18 protein-coding genes are annotated in these 17619 nt (G+C 42.9%); 7 read left to right on the top strand and 11 right to left on the bottom strand.

Annotated features, from left to right (window positions below; genetic code table 11):
• Position 1: 1 nt before the first annotated feature.
• Entirely contained in the window at positions 2 to 508 is a 507-nt protein-coding gene (locus R7P64_RS05350; protein WP_213973174.1) for an ankyrin repeat domain-containing protein, read from the top strand.
• A gap of 462 nt (positions 509 to 970) precedes the next feature.
• Positions 971 to 2191: an ammonium transporter gene (locus R7P64_RS05345; protein WP_213973173.1), complete on the top strand. Its 1221-nt coding sequence runs from the start codon at positions 971 to 973 to the stop codon at positions 2189 to 2191.
• A 32-nt stretch (positions 2192 to 2223) separates the two neighbouring features.
• Here the strand turns inward: R7P64_RS05345 and R7P64_RS05340 are convergent, their stop codons facing one another.
• A complete protein-coding gene (locus R7P64_RS05340) occupies positions 2224 to 2397 on the bottom strand; it encodes a hypothetical protein (RefSeq protein ID WP_165401620.1) in 174 nt (57 codons plus the stop codon).
• A gap of 118 nt (positions 2398 to 2515) precedes the next feature.
• Here R7P64_RS05340 and cobB point away from each other — a divergent pair, with 118 nt between their 5' ends.
• Positions 2516 to 3247, top strand: a complete 732-nt coding sequence (gene cobB / locus R7P64_RS05335) for a Sir2 family NAD+-dependent deacetylase (protein ID WP_005377522.1) — start codon at positions 2516 to 2518, stop codon at positions 3245 to 3247.
• A gap of 88 nt (positions 3248 to 3335) precedes the next feature.
• On the opposite strand, the gene R7P64_RS05330 is transcribed toward cobB, so the two are convergent.
• The 5 genes from R7P64_RS05330 to potA all read right to left on the bottom strand — a co-directional run bounded on the left by R7P64_RS05330 (position 3336) and on the right by potA (position 8483).
• Positions 3336 to 4373: an extracellular solute-binding protein gene (locus R7P64_RS05330; RefSeq protein WP_158156469.1), complete on the bottom strand. Its 1038-nt coding sequence runs from the start codon at positions 4371 to 4373 to the stop codon at positions 3336 to 3338.
• A 249-nt stretch (positions 4374 to 4622) separates the two neighbouring features.
• Complete coding sequence (locus tag R7P64_RS05325) at positions 4623 to 5654, bottom strand: extracellular solute-binding protein (protein WP_017634902.1); 1032 nt, start codon at positions 5652 to 5654, stop codon at positions 4623 to 4625.
• Positions 5655 to 5756: 102 nt separating this feature from the next.
• Entirely contained in the window at positions 5757 to 6527 is a 771-nt protein-coding gene (gene potC, locus R7P64_RS05320) for a spermidine/putrescine ABC transporter permease PotC (RefSeq protein ID WP_005389180.1), read from the bottom strand.
• A complete protein-coding gene (gene potB / locus R7P64_RS05315) occupies positions 6527 to 7387 on the bottom strand; it encodes a spermidine/putrescine ABC transporter permease PotB (protein ID WP_005377512.1) in 861 nt (286 codons plus the stop codon). Before potB ends, potC begins: the two co-directional genes overlap by 1 nt.
• Complete coding sequence (gene potA, locus R7P64_RS05310; RefSeq protein WP_017634901.1) at positions 7368 to 8483, bottom strand: spermidine/putrescine ABC transporter ATP-binding protein PotA; 1116 nt, start codon at positions 8481 to 8483, stop codon at positions 7368 to 7370. The genes potB and potA overlap by 20 nt, the downstream gene beginning before the upstream one ends.
• A 400-nt stretch (positions 8484 to 8883) precedes the next feature.
• Between potA and R7P64_RS05305 the strand changes: the two genes are divergently transcribed.
• The 4 genes from R7P64_RS05305 to ttcA all read left to right on the top strand — a co-directional run bounded on the left by R7P64_RS05305 (position 8884) and on the right by ttcA (position 12278).
• On the top strand, positions 8884 to 9681 hold the full coding sequence (locus R7P64_RS05305) for a hypothetical protein (protein ID WP_005389175.1): 798 nt from the start codon (positions 8884 to 8886) through the stop codon (positions 9679 to 9681).
• Entirely contained in the window at positions 9674 to 10510 is an 837-nt protein-coding gene (locus R7P64_RS05300; protein ID WP_213973216.1) for a glucosaminidase domain-containing protein, read from the top strand. Before R7P64_RS05305 ends, R7P64_RS05300 begins: the two co-directional genes overlap by 8 nt.
• Positions 10511 to 10523: 13 nt before the next feature.
• Positions 10524 to 11186, top strand: coding sequence for a DUF2987 domain-containing protein (locus R7P64_RS05295; protein WP_005396478.1), 663 nt, complete (start codon positions 10524 to 10526; stop codon positions 11184 to 11186).
• A 198-nt stretch (positions 11187 to 11384) separates the two neighbouring features.
• Positions 11385 to 12278, top strand: a complete 894-nt coding sequence (ttcA, locus tag R7P64_RS05290; RefSeq protein ID WP_005377502.1) for a tRNA 2-thiocytidine(32) synthetase TtcA — start codon at positions 11385 to 11387, stop codon at positions 12276 to 12278.
• A gap of 140 nt (positions 12279 to 12418) precedes the next feature.
• On the opposite strand, the gene uspE is transcribed toward ttcA, so the two are convergent.
• The 5 genes from uspE to R7P64_RS05265 all read right to left on the bottom strand — a co-directional run bounded on the left by uspE (position 12419) and on the right by R7P64_RS05265 (position 17616).
• On the bottom strand, positions 12419 to 13366 hold the full coding sequence (gene uspE / locus R7P64_RS05285; RefSeq protein WP_005377500.1) for a universal stress protein UspE: 948 nt from the start codon (positions 13364 to 13366) through the stop codon (positions 12419 to 12421).
• 180 nt (positions 13367 to 13546) lie between these two features.
• The gene (locus R7P64_RS05280; protein ID WP_005377497.1) at positions 13547 to 14293 is read right to left on the bottom strand and encodes an FNR family transcription factor; all 747 of its coding nucleotides are present in this window, start codon (positions 14291 to 14293) and stop codon (positions 13547 to 13549) included.
• Between the two features lie 90 nt (positions 14294 to 14383).
• Complete coding sequence (locus tag R7P64_RS05275) at positions 14384 to 15064, bottom strand: sulfite exporter TauE/SafE family protein (RefSeq protein WP_213973171.1); 681 nt, start codon at positions 15062 to 15064, stop codon at positions 14384 to 14386.
• An 8-nt stretch (positions 15065 to 15072) separates the two neighbouring features.
• Positions 15073 to 15237 carry a cbb3-type cytochrome oxidase assembly protein CcoS gene (gene ccoS / locus R7P64_RS05270; RefSeq protein WP_130544951.1) on the bottom strand — a complete coding sequence of 55 codons (165 nt, stop codon included), beginning with the start codon at positions 15235 to 15237 and terminating at the stop codon, positions 15073 to 15075.
• Between the two features lie 15 nt (positions 15238 to 15252).
• Positions 15253 to 17616, bottom strand: coding sequence for a heavy metal translocating P-type ATPase (locus R7P64_RS05265; RefSeq protein ID WP_017821936.1), 2364 nt, complete (start codon positions 17614 to 17616; stop codon positions 15253 to 15255).
• Between the last annotated feature and the right edge of the window lie 3 nt (positions 17617 to 17619).

Below are 17619 nucleotides of genomic sequence, written 5' to 3'. Positions count from 1 at the left end.
GATGGCCGGTGAGCACAGCGCAAAAGATGTAATGGCCGCGATTAGATCGGGTGACGTGAGTGAGGTTGAAAAAATTCTCTCAGGAGATGACAAATTACTTCATCTAATTACGCCTCTGGGTTCCTGGTTGCACATCGCAACGGAGCAAGGGCAAGATAAAATTGTAGAGCTTCTGGTGAATCTAGGTATTGATGTAAATATCAAGGGGGGGCCTTCAGGTGTAACTCCCTTAAATACAGCTGCATATGAAGGTCATTTAGACTTACTTACCTATTTTCTAGAAAGAAATGCAGTGATGGATATATCTGAACCAGACCGCAACCCATTGTTTGCTGCGATCCATGCTGGTCATAAAAATATTGTGGAGTTATTATTAAAAGCTGGTATAGATACAAAGGTTAAATATACTGGTAACTCTATGAAAGACATGGACGCTATAGAGTTTGCTTATGAATGGGGACGCAAGGAAATCGCAGAAATGATTAAAGAGCACAATAGGCACGCTTAGTAGAAGTTAATATGGTACGACAAAGGCAACCGTTTATCAGTTGAAACTGGTTGGCTTCCTCCTTATCTCGTCGAGGGGCGTTGGCTAGAAGAAGTAAAAGCAGGGAAGATCACTCGATAAACTCCTTTAGTTAGCCATTCAGTATAAAAGCCACCTCTCATGAGGTGGCTTTTATGTTTATGGTGGGGAGTTTGCTGCTTGTTGAGCTATATGGTGCGCATTATGTTGGTGCACTAAAACCACATTGGTGCATTTATTAGCGTGTTAAGCACCATTTCAAGAACGCCAAATTTTATTAAAGTTAATATAAAACAAAAGATTAAAAAGTAAATGTTAGAAATATAAATTATGGAATGAGAATTGCTCTGTTAGACGCTCTATAAATTAAGTTCACCAAATTGGTGATGAACCTAACTTTGATGCACAGGATAAGTGCGCTACAGATCAACGGAGACAATCATAATGAGTGTAACTGCCAATCAGGTACACGGCGCTGTACAAACTCTCACGCAAAGTTCCGACACACTTTTCTTACTACTTGGCGCAATCATGGTTTTTTTGATGCATGCTGGTTTTGCTTTTCTTGAAGTAGGAACCGTGCGCCAAAAGAACCAAGTTAATGCTTTAGTTAAAATCTTGGCCGATTTCGGTATTTCCGCCATTGCGTATTTTTTCATTGGATACTGGGTCGCTTATAGCGGCACCTTCTTTGCTGATGCAGAGACGTTATCTCAAGGCAATGGTTACGAGTTGGTGAAGTTCTTTTTCTTGCTGACCTTCGCTGCAGCGATTCCTGCTATTGTTTCTGGTGGTATCGCAGAGCGAGCTCGTTTTTATCCGATTCTAATCGCAACATTTTTCACTGTCGGCATCGTATACCCGTTATTTGAGGGAATGATCTGGAACGGAAACTTTGGTGTTCAAGCTTGGTTTGAAAATACCTTTGGTTATGGCTTCCACGATTTTGCAGGTTCAGTCGTTGTGCATGGTGTTGGCGGCTGGATAGCGCTTGTTGCTGTCGTGTTTTTGGGCATGAGAAAAGGCAGAGTTCGAGCAGGAAAGCACACCAACTTTGCACCTTCGAATATTCCGTTTTTGGCTTTGGGAGCTTGGGTCTTATGTGTGGGGTGGTTTGGCTTCAACGTCATGTCAGCTCAAACTGTGTCAGGCATAAGTGGCTTGGTGGCTATGAACTCATTGATGGCAATGGTCGGGGGCATTGTCGCGTCACTGTTGGCTGGTAAGAATGACCCTGGCTTTATTCATAACGGCCCACTAGCTGGCTTGGTTGCTGTATGTGCGGGCTCAGACTTAATGCATCCTATCGGTGCTTTAGTGACAGGTGCGATTGCTGGCGTGCTATTTGTTTATCTTTTTACCCACCTACAAAACAAAACCAAGATTGATGATGTGCTAGGTGTCTGGCCTTTACACGGTGTATGTGGCGCTTGGGGTGGTATTGCCGCTGGGATTTTTGGTCAAAGCGCATTGGGTGGGCTAGGTGGCGTGAGCATTATCGTTCAGCTTCTAGGAACGCTTTTGGGTCTTTCCATCGCAGTGCTTGGTGCACTTGTAGTCTACGGCGCGATTAATACCAGTATGGGACTGAGGCTTTCAGAAGAAGACGAATTCAATGGCGCTGACCTAGCCATTCATAAAATATCTTCGACCAACGAGGATTGAGGCCAATATGGGAGCGGCATAAAGCCGCTCTTTTAGCAATTGCCTTTCTTGGCTTGGCCAGGAGGACAGAAATTACCATTACCTCGATGGTCATCATCATTGGTGCTGACTCTTACCTTTACATCATCGACTTCGCCTTCAACATTGGTAAGTTGACAGCCTGCCAAAGTCATAAGCAATATAAACGCTAGAGATACTTGTCTCATTGCTGTTCCTCTTAAATTGTAATTCTAATAGTGACCATTACGACTATGGTCTAATCCATATTACTACTGTTGCTATTCTTTCAGTGTTAAGCTAATGAAAAAACAGCAAGGATGAGTTATGAATTTCCCTTATAGAAATATTGTAGTACTTACTGGTGCAGGTATCTCGGCCGAATCTGGTATTCAAACATTTCGTGCGCAAGATGGCCTATGGGAGAATCACCGTATCGAAGATGTAGCAACGCCTGAAGGGTTTGCTCGCGATCCGGACCTTGTTCAAGATTTTTACAACCAACGCCGCAAGAAACTTCAAGATAATGCGATAAAGCCTAATGCAGCGCATGAAGCATTGGGTCGTTTAGAGGCTGAGTTAGAAGGTAAAGTGACGGTCATCACTCAAAATATAGACAACCTTCACGAAAGAGGCGGCAGTCAGAATGTGATTCACATGCATGGTGAGTTGCTCAAGGCCCGCTGTAGTGAATCTAACCAAGTAGTAGAGCACAATGAGGACATTAAGACCGGCGAGCTTTGTCACTGTTGTCAGATCCCTTCACAAATGCGACCACATATTGTTTGGTTTGGTGAAATGCCACTGCGAATGGGTGATATCTACGCGTCATTAGAAGAAGCAGATTTGTTTATTTCTATTGGGACTTCTGGCGTTGTGTATCCCGCAGCAGGTTTTGTTCATGATGCAAAAATGCACGGCGCACATACCATTGAAATTAACCTAGAACCTAGTGCGGTAGAAAGTGAATTTGAGGAAAAACGCTACGGAAAAGCAAGCGTTGAGGTTCCAAAATTAGTTGACGAGATACTGGCTCTAGAAGGAAAAGAAAGAGCGTAATAACTTCAACAGGAAGAGTTTTTGTCTTGTCATTAAGAACAAAAAAGCGGCTCATGAGCCGCTTTTTCATATCTTTAAAACTAACGAATTAGTTGTTCACTTTTAGCTTTTGGAAGTACTCATCGTACATTACGCTCGCTTCGCCAACTTCATCTTGCCAAGTACCGCTGTCCATCACTTCTTGTGGTGGGAAGATGCTTGGATCATTAGCAAATTCTTTCGGTAGCAGATCGTGTGCCGTTTTAACTGGCGTAGGATAACCAATCTCAAGTGCAATCTTAGCTGCGTTCTCAGGACGTAGTAGGAAATCGATCATCTTATGAGCTGCGTCAACGTTCTTCGCACCAGCTGGAATTGCTAGGCTGTCCATCCAGAAGATAGTGCCTTTTTCTGGCCAGATGATGTCGATGTTCGCGCCTTCTTGACGAGCCATGTATGCAGAACCGTTCCAAAGCATGCCTAGTGAAACTTCACCCGCAAGGTAAGGGTTTGCAGGAAAGTCTGAGTTAAATACTAATACGTTTGGCATTAGCTTTTTCAGTTCTTCGTAAGCGGCTTTGATTTCTTCTGGGTTAGTCGTGTTTGGTGAGTAACCAAGCTTAGTCAATGCAATGTGGAATACTTCGCGAGAATCATCCATCAGCATTAGTTGACCTTCCCACTTGCTATCCCAGAAATCATCCCATTTAGAAACCGATGACTTGTCTAGCATGTCAGCATTGATACCAATACCGGTCGCCCCCCAAATGTATGGGATAGAGTAGTTGTTGTTCGGATCGAACGGTTTGTTTAGGAAGTTAGTATCAAGATCGGTAAAATGAGATAATTTCTCTTTGTCGATCTGTTGTAGCATGCCTTCTTTACGCATTTTAGAGACGAAATAGGTAGACGGTACTACCAAGTCGTAACCAGAACCTTGAGTTTTTAGTTTTGCGTACATACTCTCGTTAGATTCGTATGTAGAGTAAATAACTTTGATTCCAGTTTCTTTTGTAAAGTCTTCAAGAACTTCGTTTGGAATGTATTCCGACCAGTTGTAGAAATACAGTTCTTGATCAGCAGCCATTGCAGGGGTAGCGATGAGCGTCGCTGCACATAGAGCGCTTGCGTAGAATTTACTTTTCATTTGTTTTCCGTTTTGTTTCGCGATTGGACAAGTCAATACTAGCTGGAGTTATCAAGTTGAGCCAAATCGCAGTAAGCACAAATCTGTTTATTTAGCTTGAATATCGTTATCTCCTTGTTATGAGACGATAAATCTATGATACCAAGACAAATAAACCTAGCAACGCGCGATTATATCAGCCTAAGACAAAAATAGGCAGCGTATTGCTGCCTATTTTCCTATGGTTGATGACTTGTTACACAAGTTCGATTACTGTCCCGCTTTCAGCTTGAGGAAATAATCTTCGTACTTAACGGTTAGATCACCAACCGCATCTTGCCATTCAACGCGGTCAAGGTCTTCTTGAGAAGGGAACAGCGGGGCAACGTCTTTAAACTTAGCATTCGATTCTTCCACCGCCGTTAGGTAGCCAGTATCACGAGAGATTTGCTCTGCGATTTCTGGGCGCAGTAGGAAGTCGATCATCTTGTGAGCGGCTTCTACGTTCTTCGCACCGGAAGAGATAGCGAAGTTATCAACCCAGCCGATACCGCCTTCTTTAGGAAAAACGAGTTTAAGGTTTAGGCCTTCACTTTGTGCCGCTGCGGCGCTACCGTTCCAAAGCATACCAACGCCCACTTCGCCAGACATGTAAGGTGCGCCTGGGTTGTCAGAGTTGAAAACTAGAACGTTTGGCATCAACTTTTGTAGCTCAGCGTACGCTTCATCGATTTGCTTAGGGTCTTTTGAGTTACCTGAGTAGCCAAGTTTACGCAGAGCGATATGGAACACTTCACGAGTGTCGTCCATCAACATTACTTGACCTTCAAGCTCAGGCTTCCATAGGTCAGCCCAGCTTTGGAAGTCGTTTGGATCGTACATGTCTGCGTTAACCGCTAGGCCTGTAATCGCAACAACGTGTGGGATAGAGTAGTCGTTACTTGGATCGTAAGGCTTGTCTAGGTAGTTTTTATCTAGGTTGCCGAAGTTTTTCAGCTTAGTCTTATCGATCTTTTGTAGCATGCCTTCGTCACGCATCTTCGCCACGAAGTACGTTGAAGGTACTACTAGGTCATAACCTTGGTTATGAGTTTTTAGCTTTGCATACAAAGTTTCGTTCGACTCGTAAGTCGAGTAGATCACTTTGATGCCAGTTTCTTTAGTAAATTGCTCTAGGATATTACTGTTGATGTAAGGACCCCAGTTCATAAATACTAGTTCTTTATCATCCGCTGTCGCTGTACCAGAGAACAGAGAAAGCGCACATGCACTACCAGCTAATAGAGTAGCCCATTTTTTCATTGACGTTAGCTCCAAACCAAACGTTGTCCAATTTTGGACGATAGATAGAAAAACAGAATGGCATGTAACCATTCTGTTTCGTGATGTTAACAGGTGCGGATTCTACTTCACTTTTTCTCTTGCTAGCAACTGAGAAATTACTACCAAGACCAAAGAAACAATCAACATTACCGTTGCTAGGGCGTTCACTTCCGGTGAAATGCCCACCTTAACCATGGAGTAAATCTTCAATGGTAAGATTTCGTAAGTTGGACCTGTTACAAACGAGCTGATAATTACGTCGTCCAAAGACAGCGTAAAGCTCAATAGCCAACCTGCAGCAACCGCTGGTTTAGCAAGAGGAAGGATGATCTGTTTCAAGATAACCCATTCGCTTGCACCAAGGTCTTTTGCAGCTTCCAACATTTTCACATCAAAGCCATTTAAGCGGCTGTACACCGTTACCACAACGAATGGTAGACAAAAGGTGATGTGAGCAATCAATAGTGTAAAGAAGCCAAGCTGTGCGCCTAATACCAGGAACAGAGCAAGTAATGAAATCGCCATAACAATATCTGGAGACATCATCACGACAAACAGCATGCCGTTTACCGCACCTTTACCTTTGAACGAGTAACGGAATAGGGCAACGGCCGTTAAGCTACCAATGATGGTTGCTGCTGTCGCTGAGAATACCGCTACGTTCAATGAATGCCATGCAGCTTGCATTAGGCTATCGTTGTTTACTAAGGTTTCGTACCATTTCGTGGTGAAACCACCCCATTTCATACCAAATTTGTTGGCATTAAATGAGTTAACAATTAAGACGATGATTGGCAGATACAAAAATGCATACACCAGCGCCATAAAGCTAAATCTAACCGTGCGTCCCATTAGTCTAGCTCCACTTTCTTATTCAATAGTTTGCCTGCTCTGTAGTAAGCGTAAAGCATCACAGCCATTGCGAAGGTGAGGGCGATACTGGTCGCAGCACCAAATGGCCAGTCACGAGCGTTCAATACTTGGCTCTTAATAACGTTACCAATCAGTAGGTTCTTCGCACCACCAAGAAGGTCAGAGATGTAGAACATACCTAGTGCTGGTAGCAGAACCAACAAACAACCACCGATAATGCCAGGCATTGTAAGAGGTAGAATCACTTTCGTAATGGTTTGGAACTTGTTCGCACCAAGATCTTTCGCCGCCTCGATATAAGTGTTGTCCAACTTCTCGATTGCCGAGTAAAGCGGCAGAATCATAAATGGAAGCAGGATGTACACAAGACCAATCATTACTGCTGTTTCGGTGTACATAATACGTAATGGCTTATCGATGATTTCCATCGCCATTAATGATTTGTTCAAAATACCTTGTGTACCCAGAACAATCTTCAGGCCGTAAGTACGGATAAGAGAGTTTGTCCAAAAAGGTACGATAACTAAGAACAACATGAATGGGCGCCATTTCTCTGGCATTTTCGCTATGATGTAAGCAAATGGGTAACCAATTACTAAACACAACAACGTCGCCACAATCGCCATGTAGAACGAGTGCATCAGCACTTTCGCATACAAGGGATCGAGTAGACGTAAGTAGTTGTCGAAAGTAAATGTCATTTCGATTAAGTTTGCTTCATCACGCGTTAAGAAACTCGTACCGATAATCATCACATTTGGTACCAACACGAAAAGTGTTAACCAACCGACGATTAAGGTAATGATCGCGTTTTGAAGATTAATCTTCTTGCTTATCATTGAGGACTACCTCCCAGCTCTCAACCCAAGTGATAGCGACTTTCTGGCCAAGTGAGTGGTCCACATCAGGATCATCTTCGTTAAAGAATTCGCTAACCATTACACGCATGCCTGAATCCAATTGGATAACTGAATCAAGCGTCATACCTTTATAGGTACGCTCTGTTACGTGACCTACGATGCCTTTTTCTTCAGACTCTTTGATCTCTTCGATACGTAAGTCTTCTGGGCGAAGTAGTACTTGCAGTTTTTCACCTGCTTGCGCTTCCTGATCGTAGTAAACAACAGACTCGACACCTTCGATTTCTGCACGGATACGTTTCTCGTCGATACGCTCTAGCATTGTTGCGTTGAATACGTTGATCTCACCGATAAAGCGAGCAACAAATAGGTTCTTCGGCTCTTCGTAAATCTCACGTGGAGAACCATCCTGCTCGATAACACCGTCGCGCATAACAATAATGCGGTCAGACATCGATAGGGCCTCTTCCTGATCGTGCGTAACGAAGATAAAGGTAATACCAAGTTGACGCTGAAGCTGTTTAAGCTCGATTTGCATTTGCTTACGCAGTTTGTAATCAAGTGCAGATAGAGATTCATCTAGCAGCAGTACTTTTGGTTTGTTAACAACCGCACGCGCAATGGCGATACGTTGTTGCTGACCGCCAGAAAGCTGATGAGGCTTACGCTGAGCCATTTTTTCTAGGCGCACCATGCGTAGCGCTTCCATTACTCGTGGTTCAATGTCCGCAGTAGGCGTTTTCTGCATACGAAGACCAAAAGCGACATTCTCATATACGGTCATGTGTGGAAACAATGCGTAACTTTGAAATACCGTGTTGACGTGCCTTTGCTCTGCAGGAACCTGTGTTACATCCTGGTCATCCAAAATAATTTGACCGTTATCTGCCGTTTCAAAACCTGCAATCATGCGTAAAACTGTTGTCTTACCACAACCAGAAGGCCCGAGAATCGTCAGAAATTCACCATGATTAACATCCAGATTTAAATTACCGATGATTTCCTTACCATCGAAACTTTTACTAATACCAGATAAACGAATAACTGGCTTTCCTGCTTGCGGTTTTGCGTTCAACGTCTGTATTTCCCCCACGTTCAAGCCGGGATTATCCCAGCTGATTTGACACTAACCATTCACTTTTGAGGCGCGCATCATAATCACCAAAAGTGTGAAATTAAAGCATTTTCTTATCTTGAAACAGAAATAATTTTGCAGGAAAAAGCCATCATTCCTTACCATACTGTTTTTATGAGATTAATTGGCATCTAGACACAGTTTGATAGCACTAAACTTTGTTCAACAATTGTTTCAATTTCATGACCTTGAAAGTGGTTAATTATCAACCATACAGTTGAGATTGCAAGGATTGTAGGTGAGTTGTGATGTTAGATGTGGAAAGATTTCTTTATAATGACGATTACATTAATTGACTGGAATTCCAGTCAAAATTTTACAAGTTAGTCTTGGATAAACTATGAACGACGATTTTGAGAAAGATTTCAATCTTGGGGGGAGTGTAGAGCGAGCTTTGTCTGGCAACTACGAGCTTAAAGCTGGCGCGGTTTTTAACGAAGCTTGGCGAGCAACCATCCAGCACTTTTTATCATTTTCTCCTGCCATTATTGTATTGCTTTTTGTCCAGTTAGGTATTTTCTATATTGCATTAAAACTGCAGTTGGGCGATTTGAGCGTTATTCTTGATGCATTTGAGAACCCAGAGTCGTTCACAAACGATATTGTGTCTTCTATTTATGTCGCGAATTTCAGTTATGAGGTGATTAGCGCACCAATTTATGCGGGGATCAGCTTGATGGCTATGAGCCATGTCGCCGGCCTGAAGACTAAGTTGCGCCATGTTGGAAAGGGGTTGCAGTTCACCATTCCTGTTATTCTAGCAACGCTCATGAGCTTAATGCTACAAGGTGTGGTTGGTATGATTTTTCCTTTACTGTCGCTGTATCTTTCCTTGGCATTTAGTCACTCTATTTTGTTGATTTGTGAGAAAAGGGTGCCACCAATGCAAGCGTTGCTGTTATCACTTCGCGCAATCAACAAGAAGATTTTTGTGGTCGCGGGGCTTTACTTAGGCGTGATGTTAATGTTTATTATTGCAGCAATGTTCTACGGTATTGGCTTGATTTTTGTGCTGCCATTCTTCTTCCATTTGAAAGGCATACTCTACCGCGAAATGTTTGGAATTAAGCTTAAGATCGTTACAACACAGAAAAACGATAATGATCACGATGGTAACTCACAGGTGTTTGATGCCTAATTCTTTGAAATCAATAAGTTTACGAGTGGCGGCAACCTGTATAGCCGCCACTTTTATTTCTATAGGCCCATATTTACACTACGAGAAACAGTTTAAATATGTGGAAAATCCTGACGTACTCTCTGGCAAGATTAAGCATGTCGATTTATCACACTTGCCATACATCGGTGATATCCCAGACTTCAATTCAATAAATGATACGAAAGAGAAAAAAGCTGCTTTTTTTGATTTTTTAAGGCCTAAAATTGCTCTTGAGAATCAACGAATTCGTCATGAGCGGGCCTTTCTTACCTCTTTAAAGGTGGGACAAGTGACGCAAGAACAACAAGAGTATGCTCAGCGGTTATCATCTCTGTATTCGTTGCCCTTGAGTAACGATAAGATTGATCAAGCATGGCTAGACGAGATGCTTGTGCGAGTGAACGTCTTACCTGAAGCCTTGGTTCTAACTCAAGCGGCAAATGAATCTGCGTGGGGCACTTCTCGTTTTGCTACTCAAGCAAACAACTTGTTCGGCCAATGGTGTTATAAAAAGGGCTGTGGAATTGTTCCAGCGCAACGTGGCGCTAACAAAGTTCATGAAGTTGAAAAATTCGATTCTGTACAACAGTCTGTTCATGGCTACTTTATGAATGTTAATCGAAACCCAGCGTATGCAGACCTGCGTGAAATCAGAACATCTCTGGCTGAAAAGAACAAGGGCTTGTTAACGGTTGCAACCGCGTCAGAGTTAACGCATGGGTTGCTAGCCTATTCTGAACGTGGCATCGCCTATGTACACGATCTTCGCGCTATGATTCGTCATAACAACGCCTACTGGACGCAATAAAATAACGGATAAAATGAAAAAGTTAAGCCTAAGTCTATTGGGAAGTGCGGCGCTAATTCTTGTATCGCCGATAACCCAAGCTCAAGAGTACATGTTCACGTACTCAAAGTTATACACTCAACTAAAAAACAACAATAAAGAAGGGCATGACGATGTGAAAGTTGGTGTCTTTTTTGTGGACGCAAAAACTAAACAAATTTGTACGATAGAAAAAGCTTGGATGGAAAAAGAAGAGCACTATGAAGAGTTTGTTATCCCTGCTTCACAAGAGTTGCCTTTACCTGTTGATAAAAACTTAAAGTCAGCGAATCCGTTGGTTTTTGTCGATACCCCAAAAGATACACGTTGCGATTACTCACTTGTCGTGATGACCAAAGAACCATTACAGGGTAACGTTTCTTACGAGCAACTTAAGCCTCTTCTACCTCAAATGCAGACGATGCTGGAAGATTTAGGCGGTATGTTTGCGGGTTGGTTTACACCGGAGGTTCAAGGTGTGACGATGGAGTTTGCAAATCAACTGAATGATAAAGTGATTTTCTCAAACGGAACCGAAAAGCCAATTGTCAATGGCAAGATACAAGTCGCACTAAGTGAAATAGGGCAAGGTGGCACAATGACACTACCAGAACCGACGATGCGAGTGTTACCTTATCTACCTAACGCAAAGAAATGAACACTGAACGTTTAGAAAGGGCTGCAATCGCAGCTCTTTTTTAATTTTGACCGTAACTAAAGTATCTTTCACACTCTTTTCTTAAAGACTCAATAAGACAAGCATTTAATCCTGCGTAAAAAGCTCGTATAATCCACGCCCCAAAGAAACCCATGTTAGGAAGTCCTAGTCGATTTATCGGCGATGTGAGAGCCCGCAATGAACCAAATAGATACAAGAAAAGAAACCCTAGAATTCAACAAGCTTCAGAAACGCCTAAGAAGACATGTTGGAAATGCCATTACTGATTACAACATGATCGAAGAAGGCGATGTTGTAATGGCATGTATTAGCGGTGGTAAAGATTCATTCGCGATGCTTGATATCCTGCTGAATCTTCAAAAAGCCGCACCGATCAAATTTGAAGTGGTTGCGGTAAACCTAGACCAAAAACAACCGGGCTTCCCTGAGCACATTCTGCCAGAGTATTTCGAAACACTGAATATCCCTTACTATATCGTCGATAAGGACACGTATTCCGTCGTAAAAGAGAAGGTACCAGAAGGCAAAACCACTTGTGGTCTGTGTTCACGCCTGCGACGTGGTACGCTGTATTCATTTGCAGAGAAGATTGGTGCAACTAAGCTTGCGCTAGGTCATCACATGGATGACATCGTCGAAACAATGTTCTTGAATATGTTCCACGGCTCTCGCCTTAAAGCGATGCCACCAAAGCTACGCTCTGATGATGGCCGTAACGTGGTCATTCGTCCATTGACTTACTGTCGTGAAAAAGATTTGATCAAATACGCTGAGCACAAGGATTTCCCAATAATTCCGTGTAACCTTTGTGGCTCTCAAGAGAACCTTCAGCGTCAATCTATAAAAGCAATGTTGATTGAATGGGATAAGAAGACGCCAGGGCGTGTGGAAGCAATTTTTAAATCAATTCAAAACGTAAGCCCAAGCCAACTAGCAGACCGCGAATTGTTCGACTTTGTTAACTTACCGCTAGATCGTGAAGGTAACCGCGAAGAGTATGAATTTAATGAGGCTGTCGTTTCTTCGACGAATATTGATGAATCGATGTTCATCGATGTTACGAACATCTAACTCGTAAAAAAGGAGGTCAATTAGACCTCCTTTTTTGTACCCAACGCTTTAACTGTTCCCAAACAAAAATCCCCCTGTATTCGGGGGATTTATTAGCGCTTATTTGAAAGCGCTCAATACATAGCAATACTAAAGAGAGATTAGGTTGCTGTATTTGGGTCGAGAGGGCTAATGTAGCCTTTTGGTTTTAGAGCCAACACGTCGCAATTTATTTTATCAATTACGTGCTCCGCTGTATTACCAATAAAGACAGCAGAAAGCCCTGTTCGCCCTGTGGTACCTAAAATAACCATTGCTGCGTTCAAGCGCTCTGCAGCTGCCGGAATGACATCTTCAGGTAAACCTTGCTCAACTATCGTTTGTTCTTCATCAAGACCATGTTTTTGGCGTAGTGCTTTCATAGCCGTTAAATGATGACCTCGCACTGCATCGGTATAAGTCGTTGGGTCAAATTCAGGAAGTTCAATCGTAATATTCGCCGGTGTAACGGGGTAGGCGTTAACAAGATATGGCTTGGCCTCAAGCCGAGTGGTGATTTCTTTTAATCGCTCGACCATCGTATCGTTGAGATCAATATGAGTAGGGTTTTCTGAGCCCACATGTACTGAGGCAAGGATACTTGCTTGTTCCGGCCAAGCAGCATTCTTAATAAGAAGCACTGGAATAGGGCATTTTCGCAACAAGTGCCAATCTGTCGGTGTGAAAATGACAGACTCTAAAACATCATGCTTACGTGTGCCTTTGATGACTAGGTCATGATTGCCTGCATAGACTTCAGCAATAATCGCCTCATAAGGGCGGTTGTGCCAGACAACACAAACATCAAAGTCGAAGCCATCGTTTAGGTATGGTTGAGCAATTTTACGCATCCACTGCTCACGCTGATGAATGACACCTCGACGCATAGCATCTCTTTCATCCACTGATAGCATTGACGTCATGTCATACGAGAAATCGTAAATGGATAAAAAGAAAGTGATTCGGCTTCTAGATACACTTTTCTGAGCTAATTGAACAGCTCTTGCAAGTGCGGGCTGCTCATCATTATTGATGTCAGCTACAACAAGGATCTTACTGTATATACTCATAAATAAGCCCACTTCTATTGCAAAACCAGATACTGAATGTAAATTAAATCAGTATTTTGGAGTACTCACCGTACATTTTTACTGTAGCTTAGTTTGGAGAACTTTTTGAGGACTTTCGAAAGGAATTTATGAGAAATATGATGTAGCTCATTTTCGAGCTACATCAATAATTAGGGTGTATTATTCTTTAGTTACACCAGCAAGTTCCATCAATGCATCGTGGTCTAAGATAGTGATATATTTACCTTTTACGCTTAGGATCTCAGATTTCTGGAAACGACCTAACAAACGACTGATCGTTTCGACTGTAAGACCAAGGTAGTTGCCAATATCACCACGAGTCATAGTTAAACGAAACTCTCTAGGGCTGAAGCCACGCTGAGAAAAACGCGTTGATAGGTTGTAAAGGAAAGCAGCTAGTCGCTCTTCTGCATTCTTTTTAGAAAGAAGCAAAATCATTTCCTGATCACCTTTAATTTCGTTACTCATCAAACGCATGATTTGCTGGCGAAGTTTAGGCATCTTACCCGATAGATCGTCTAAAATTTCGTATGGGATTTCACATACCATCGACGTTTCGAGTGCTTGAGCAAAGCTAGGGTGGGAGTCACCAGTGATAGCATCGAAACCGACTAAGTCTCCAGCTAAGTGAAACGCTGTGATTTGCTCATCACCTTGCTCTGTGATCGTATAGCTCTTGATGGTACCAGAGCGGATAGCGTATAGCGATTTTAGCTCATCACCGGCCTTAAAAAGCTCTTGTCCTTTTTGAATAGGCTTCTTACGTTCGATGATTTGGTCAAGCTGGTCAAGTTCTGCCTCATTTAGAGTGAACGGGATACACAGTTGACTAATGCTACAATCTTGGCAATGAATGGCGCAACCGCCTGATTGGATACGCTTTGTTGCAGGTTTTTCAGAAATCATAACAACCTTTCACTATTTGATATACATCAATATTTTAGCATCGCTTAATCCCAAAGGGTAGCAAAAATGTCACCTCAATAGAGTTTAACGTTATATGAAACCGAGTAATGCTAAGGCTCCTACAGCGGTATACGTACCATAGCCAATAAGGATTAATGCTGAAATATTTCTAAATATTAATGATTTTTGTAATTTCTGAAAATGATTGGCACCGTATCCAATAATAAGCATTGCAGGTAGCGTTCCGAGCCCAAACGCAAGCATAATTAGGCCGCCGTTCATCGCACTACCAGAAACCGCCGACCAAGTAAGCGCTGAATAAACTAAACCACATGGTAACCAACCCCAAATAAAGCCAAATGGCAACGCGTGAAGAGGATGCATTAATGGCAACAAACTCTTCCCTGCCGGCGAGATAAAGCGCCAGAGATACTGCCCTAGCTTTTCTATTAAAAGTAAGCCTTGCCACCATTTAGCAATATACAGCGCGACCAGAATCATGAATAACGCAGCAATCAGCCTTAACCAAGCAAGAGAATGCGTTAACCCACTAAGCTCAGATAAACCTGATATAGCACCACCCACTAATGCTCCTATTAAGGTATAACTGATCAATCGTCCGAGGTTGTAGAAGAGGGGGATAAGAGGGGTGGTTTTATTTTTAGCAGAAGAGCCCATGGTAAGCAGAGACGCGATACCACCACACATACCCATACAATGACCGGCTCCTACTAAGCCGATCATCAACGCACCGATAAAATCAGGAGTCATAAAGGTCGCTACTTTTTATCATTATTAGATTGGTCTTCTTCGTCGAGAAGAATGTTGTGCCCTTGCCGTTCAAGATCTTCAAACTGATCGCTTCTTACCGCCCAAAGAAAAACGGCGACAGCAACACAAACGAGAACGATAGCGATGGGAATCAATATATAAAGACTTTCCATGTTTGCTTTCTCTACTTATTTCTCTTTGAGCAGGCGCAAAGAGTTAGATACAACGATAATTGAGCTTGCAGACATGCCAACTACTGCAATGTAGGGAGCCACTAAACCTGCGACCGCCAAAGGCAAAATTAACAGGTTGTAACCCAAAGACCAAGCCAAGTTTTCTCGAATAATCTTTCTTGTACGCAGTGCAAGCAAACGTGCTTCTAGTAGCTTTTCGAGATTATCCCCAAGTAACGTCATATCTGCAGAAGCTTTAGCGACATCTGTACCACCGCCCATTGCGACAGAAAGGTGAGCTCCGGCGAGAGTCGGCGCGTCATTGATTCCATCACCAACCATCATAGTGATACTGTTTTCGTCCAAGCTCTTAAGGTATGCAAGCTTATCTTCTGGCTTTGCTGACGCGACGATGTGATCGATACCAATTTCATTCGCCACTGGTTGGGCGTTTGAGAGAGAATCACCAGTTAGCAGGGTTGTCTTAATTCCAGCGTCAGCAAAACGTTGAATAAAGGCTTTGCTTTCTTTTCGGATAGGGTCGCGGTAGTAAAAGCTAGCGACATGCTTGCCATCAACCGACAGATAGACCGCCTGGCTTTCACCACTTTCTTTGCCTTGAACAAAAGCAGCACTACCTATCTTAACGATTTTGCCATTCCACATACCCTCAATCCCTGAACCAATCACGTTTTGCACGTCAGACACGATAAAGTCATCATTGGTGTAAGTTGCAAAAGAACGAGCGATAGGGTGGTTTGCATGAGCCTCTAAAGCTGCAGCTAGTGATAGACAATCTTTCTGTGGGAGATCACTAAGTACCTTTGTTTCACAGATCTCAATATCACCTTTCGTTAGAGTGCCTGTTTTATCTACAACTAAGTGGTTGATCTTACATAGTGTCTCAAACACATGGCCTTTACGAAGCAAAATGCCAAAATTACCCATTCTAGAGGTAGCACAAGTGAGAGCGGTCGGAGTGGCCAGAGATAGCGCACATGGGCATGTAGCAACTAACACAGACAGCATGATCCAAAACGCATCATCTGGTTTTGTTTGATGCCAGTAAAACCAAGTACCAGCAGAGATGATAAGAATCACACCAACAAAGTAACGGGCGACAATGTCTGCAATTTCCGCAATTTTAGGTTTGGAGTGTTGAGCTTCATCTTGTAAACGCACGATGTTAGAAATCATTGAATCGGCCTTTGAGCTTACTACCTCAAGTTCAAATGATTCGTCTCCGTTTAGCGTTCCTGCATAAACAATATCGCCTTCTCGTTTCACAACGTGCACTGACTCGCCCGTTAGCATGGATTCATCAATATGAATACGGCCTGAAATAACTTTACCGTCAGCGGGGATATGTTCACCAGGTAGAACGCGAATACGATCGCCAACTTTTAGCGTCTTCACGGGTATCTGATCACCGTCCAGCGTTGTAGCAATTGCAGGAATCAACTTAAGAAGGTTACCACTCGCTGCAGCAGCTTTGCGACGAGCGCGCATCTCTAAGAATCGACCTACTAACAAAAAGAAGGTAAACATCGAGATAGATTCAAAGAAGACTTCGCCTTGTTCAGTTACTGTTGCAACTAAACTTGCAACATAGGCAAAGATCAACGCGATAGAAACCGGGACATCCATACCAAGGGTTCGGCCTTTGATACTGCGCCATGCGTTTAAGTAAAATGGAAGAGCGGAATAAAGCAAAACAGGAGTAGCAAAAATCAAACTTACCCAACGAAAGTAACTTTTAAACTCTGGCTCTAAATCACCAAAGACTTCGAGATACAGTGCAACGGCGAGCATCATGACCTGCATGGTTGCTAAACCTGCAATACCTAGCCGATATAGATATTGCTTCATCATTCGATGGTAAGAGGCTTCTTGCTTATCTGCTTCAAAAGGTGCAGCTTTGTAACCAAGTTTATGAATAACGGAAAGGAGCTCGCTTAACCGTACCTGAGTTTTATCCCAGGCTAGTAACGCTCGATTGGTGGTTGTATTAACACGGATAGATACCAACCCGGCCGTATTAGAAACTTGCTTTTCGATTAACCACGCACAAGCGGCACATGAAACGCCTTCCAAAGAAAGGGTTACTTCAGAAACATTTTCGCGATTTCGTACGAATTCAGATTGTACATCCGCATTGTCATAATGAATTAAAGCTTGGAGTTGCTCTGGTACTAGATCTGCCTTTTCTGCAGGCGCAGTGCGGTATTGGTAATATGATACAAGACCACTATCGACAATAGTCTGCGCCACAGTTTCGCAGCCCGGACAACACATGTCGCGAATTTCACCCAATATTTCTACTTTGAAATCCGTGTTGGCTGGTACATCTTCACCGCAGTGATAACAGGATTTACACATATG

The sequence above is a fragment of the Vibrio sp. 2304 genome, assembly GCF_033339475.1.
In the GTDB taxonomy this organism is placed as follows: Bacteria; Pseudomonadota; Gammaproteobacteria; order Enterobacterales; family Vibrionaceae; genus Vibrio; species Vibrio alginolyticus.
This window is presented reverse-complemented; position numbering and strand designations above follow the sequence as displayed.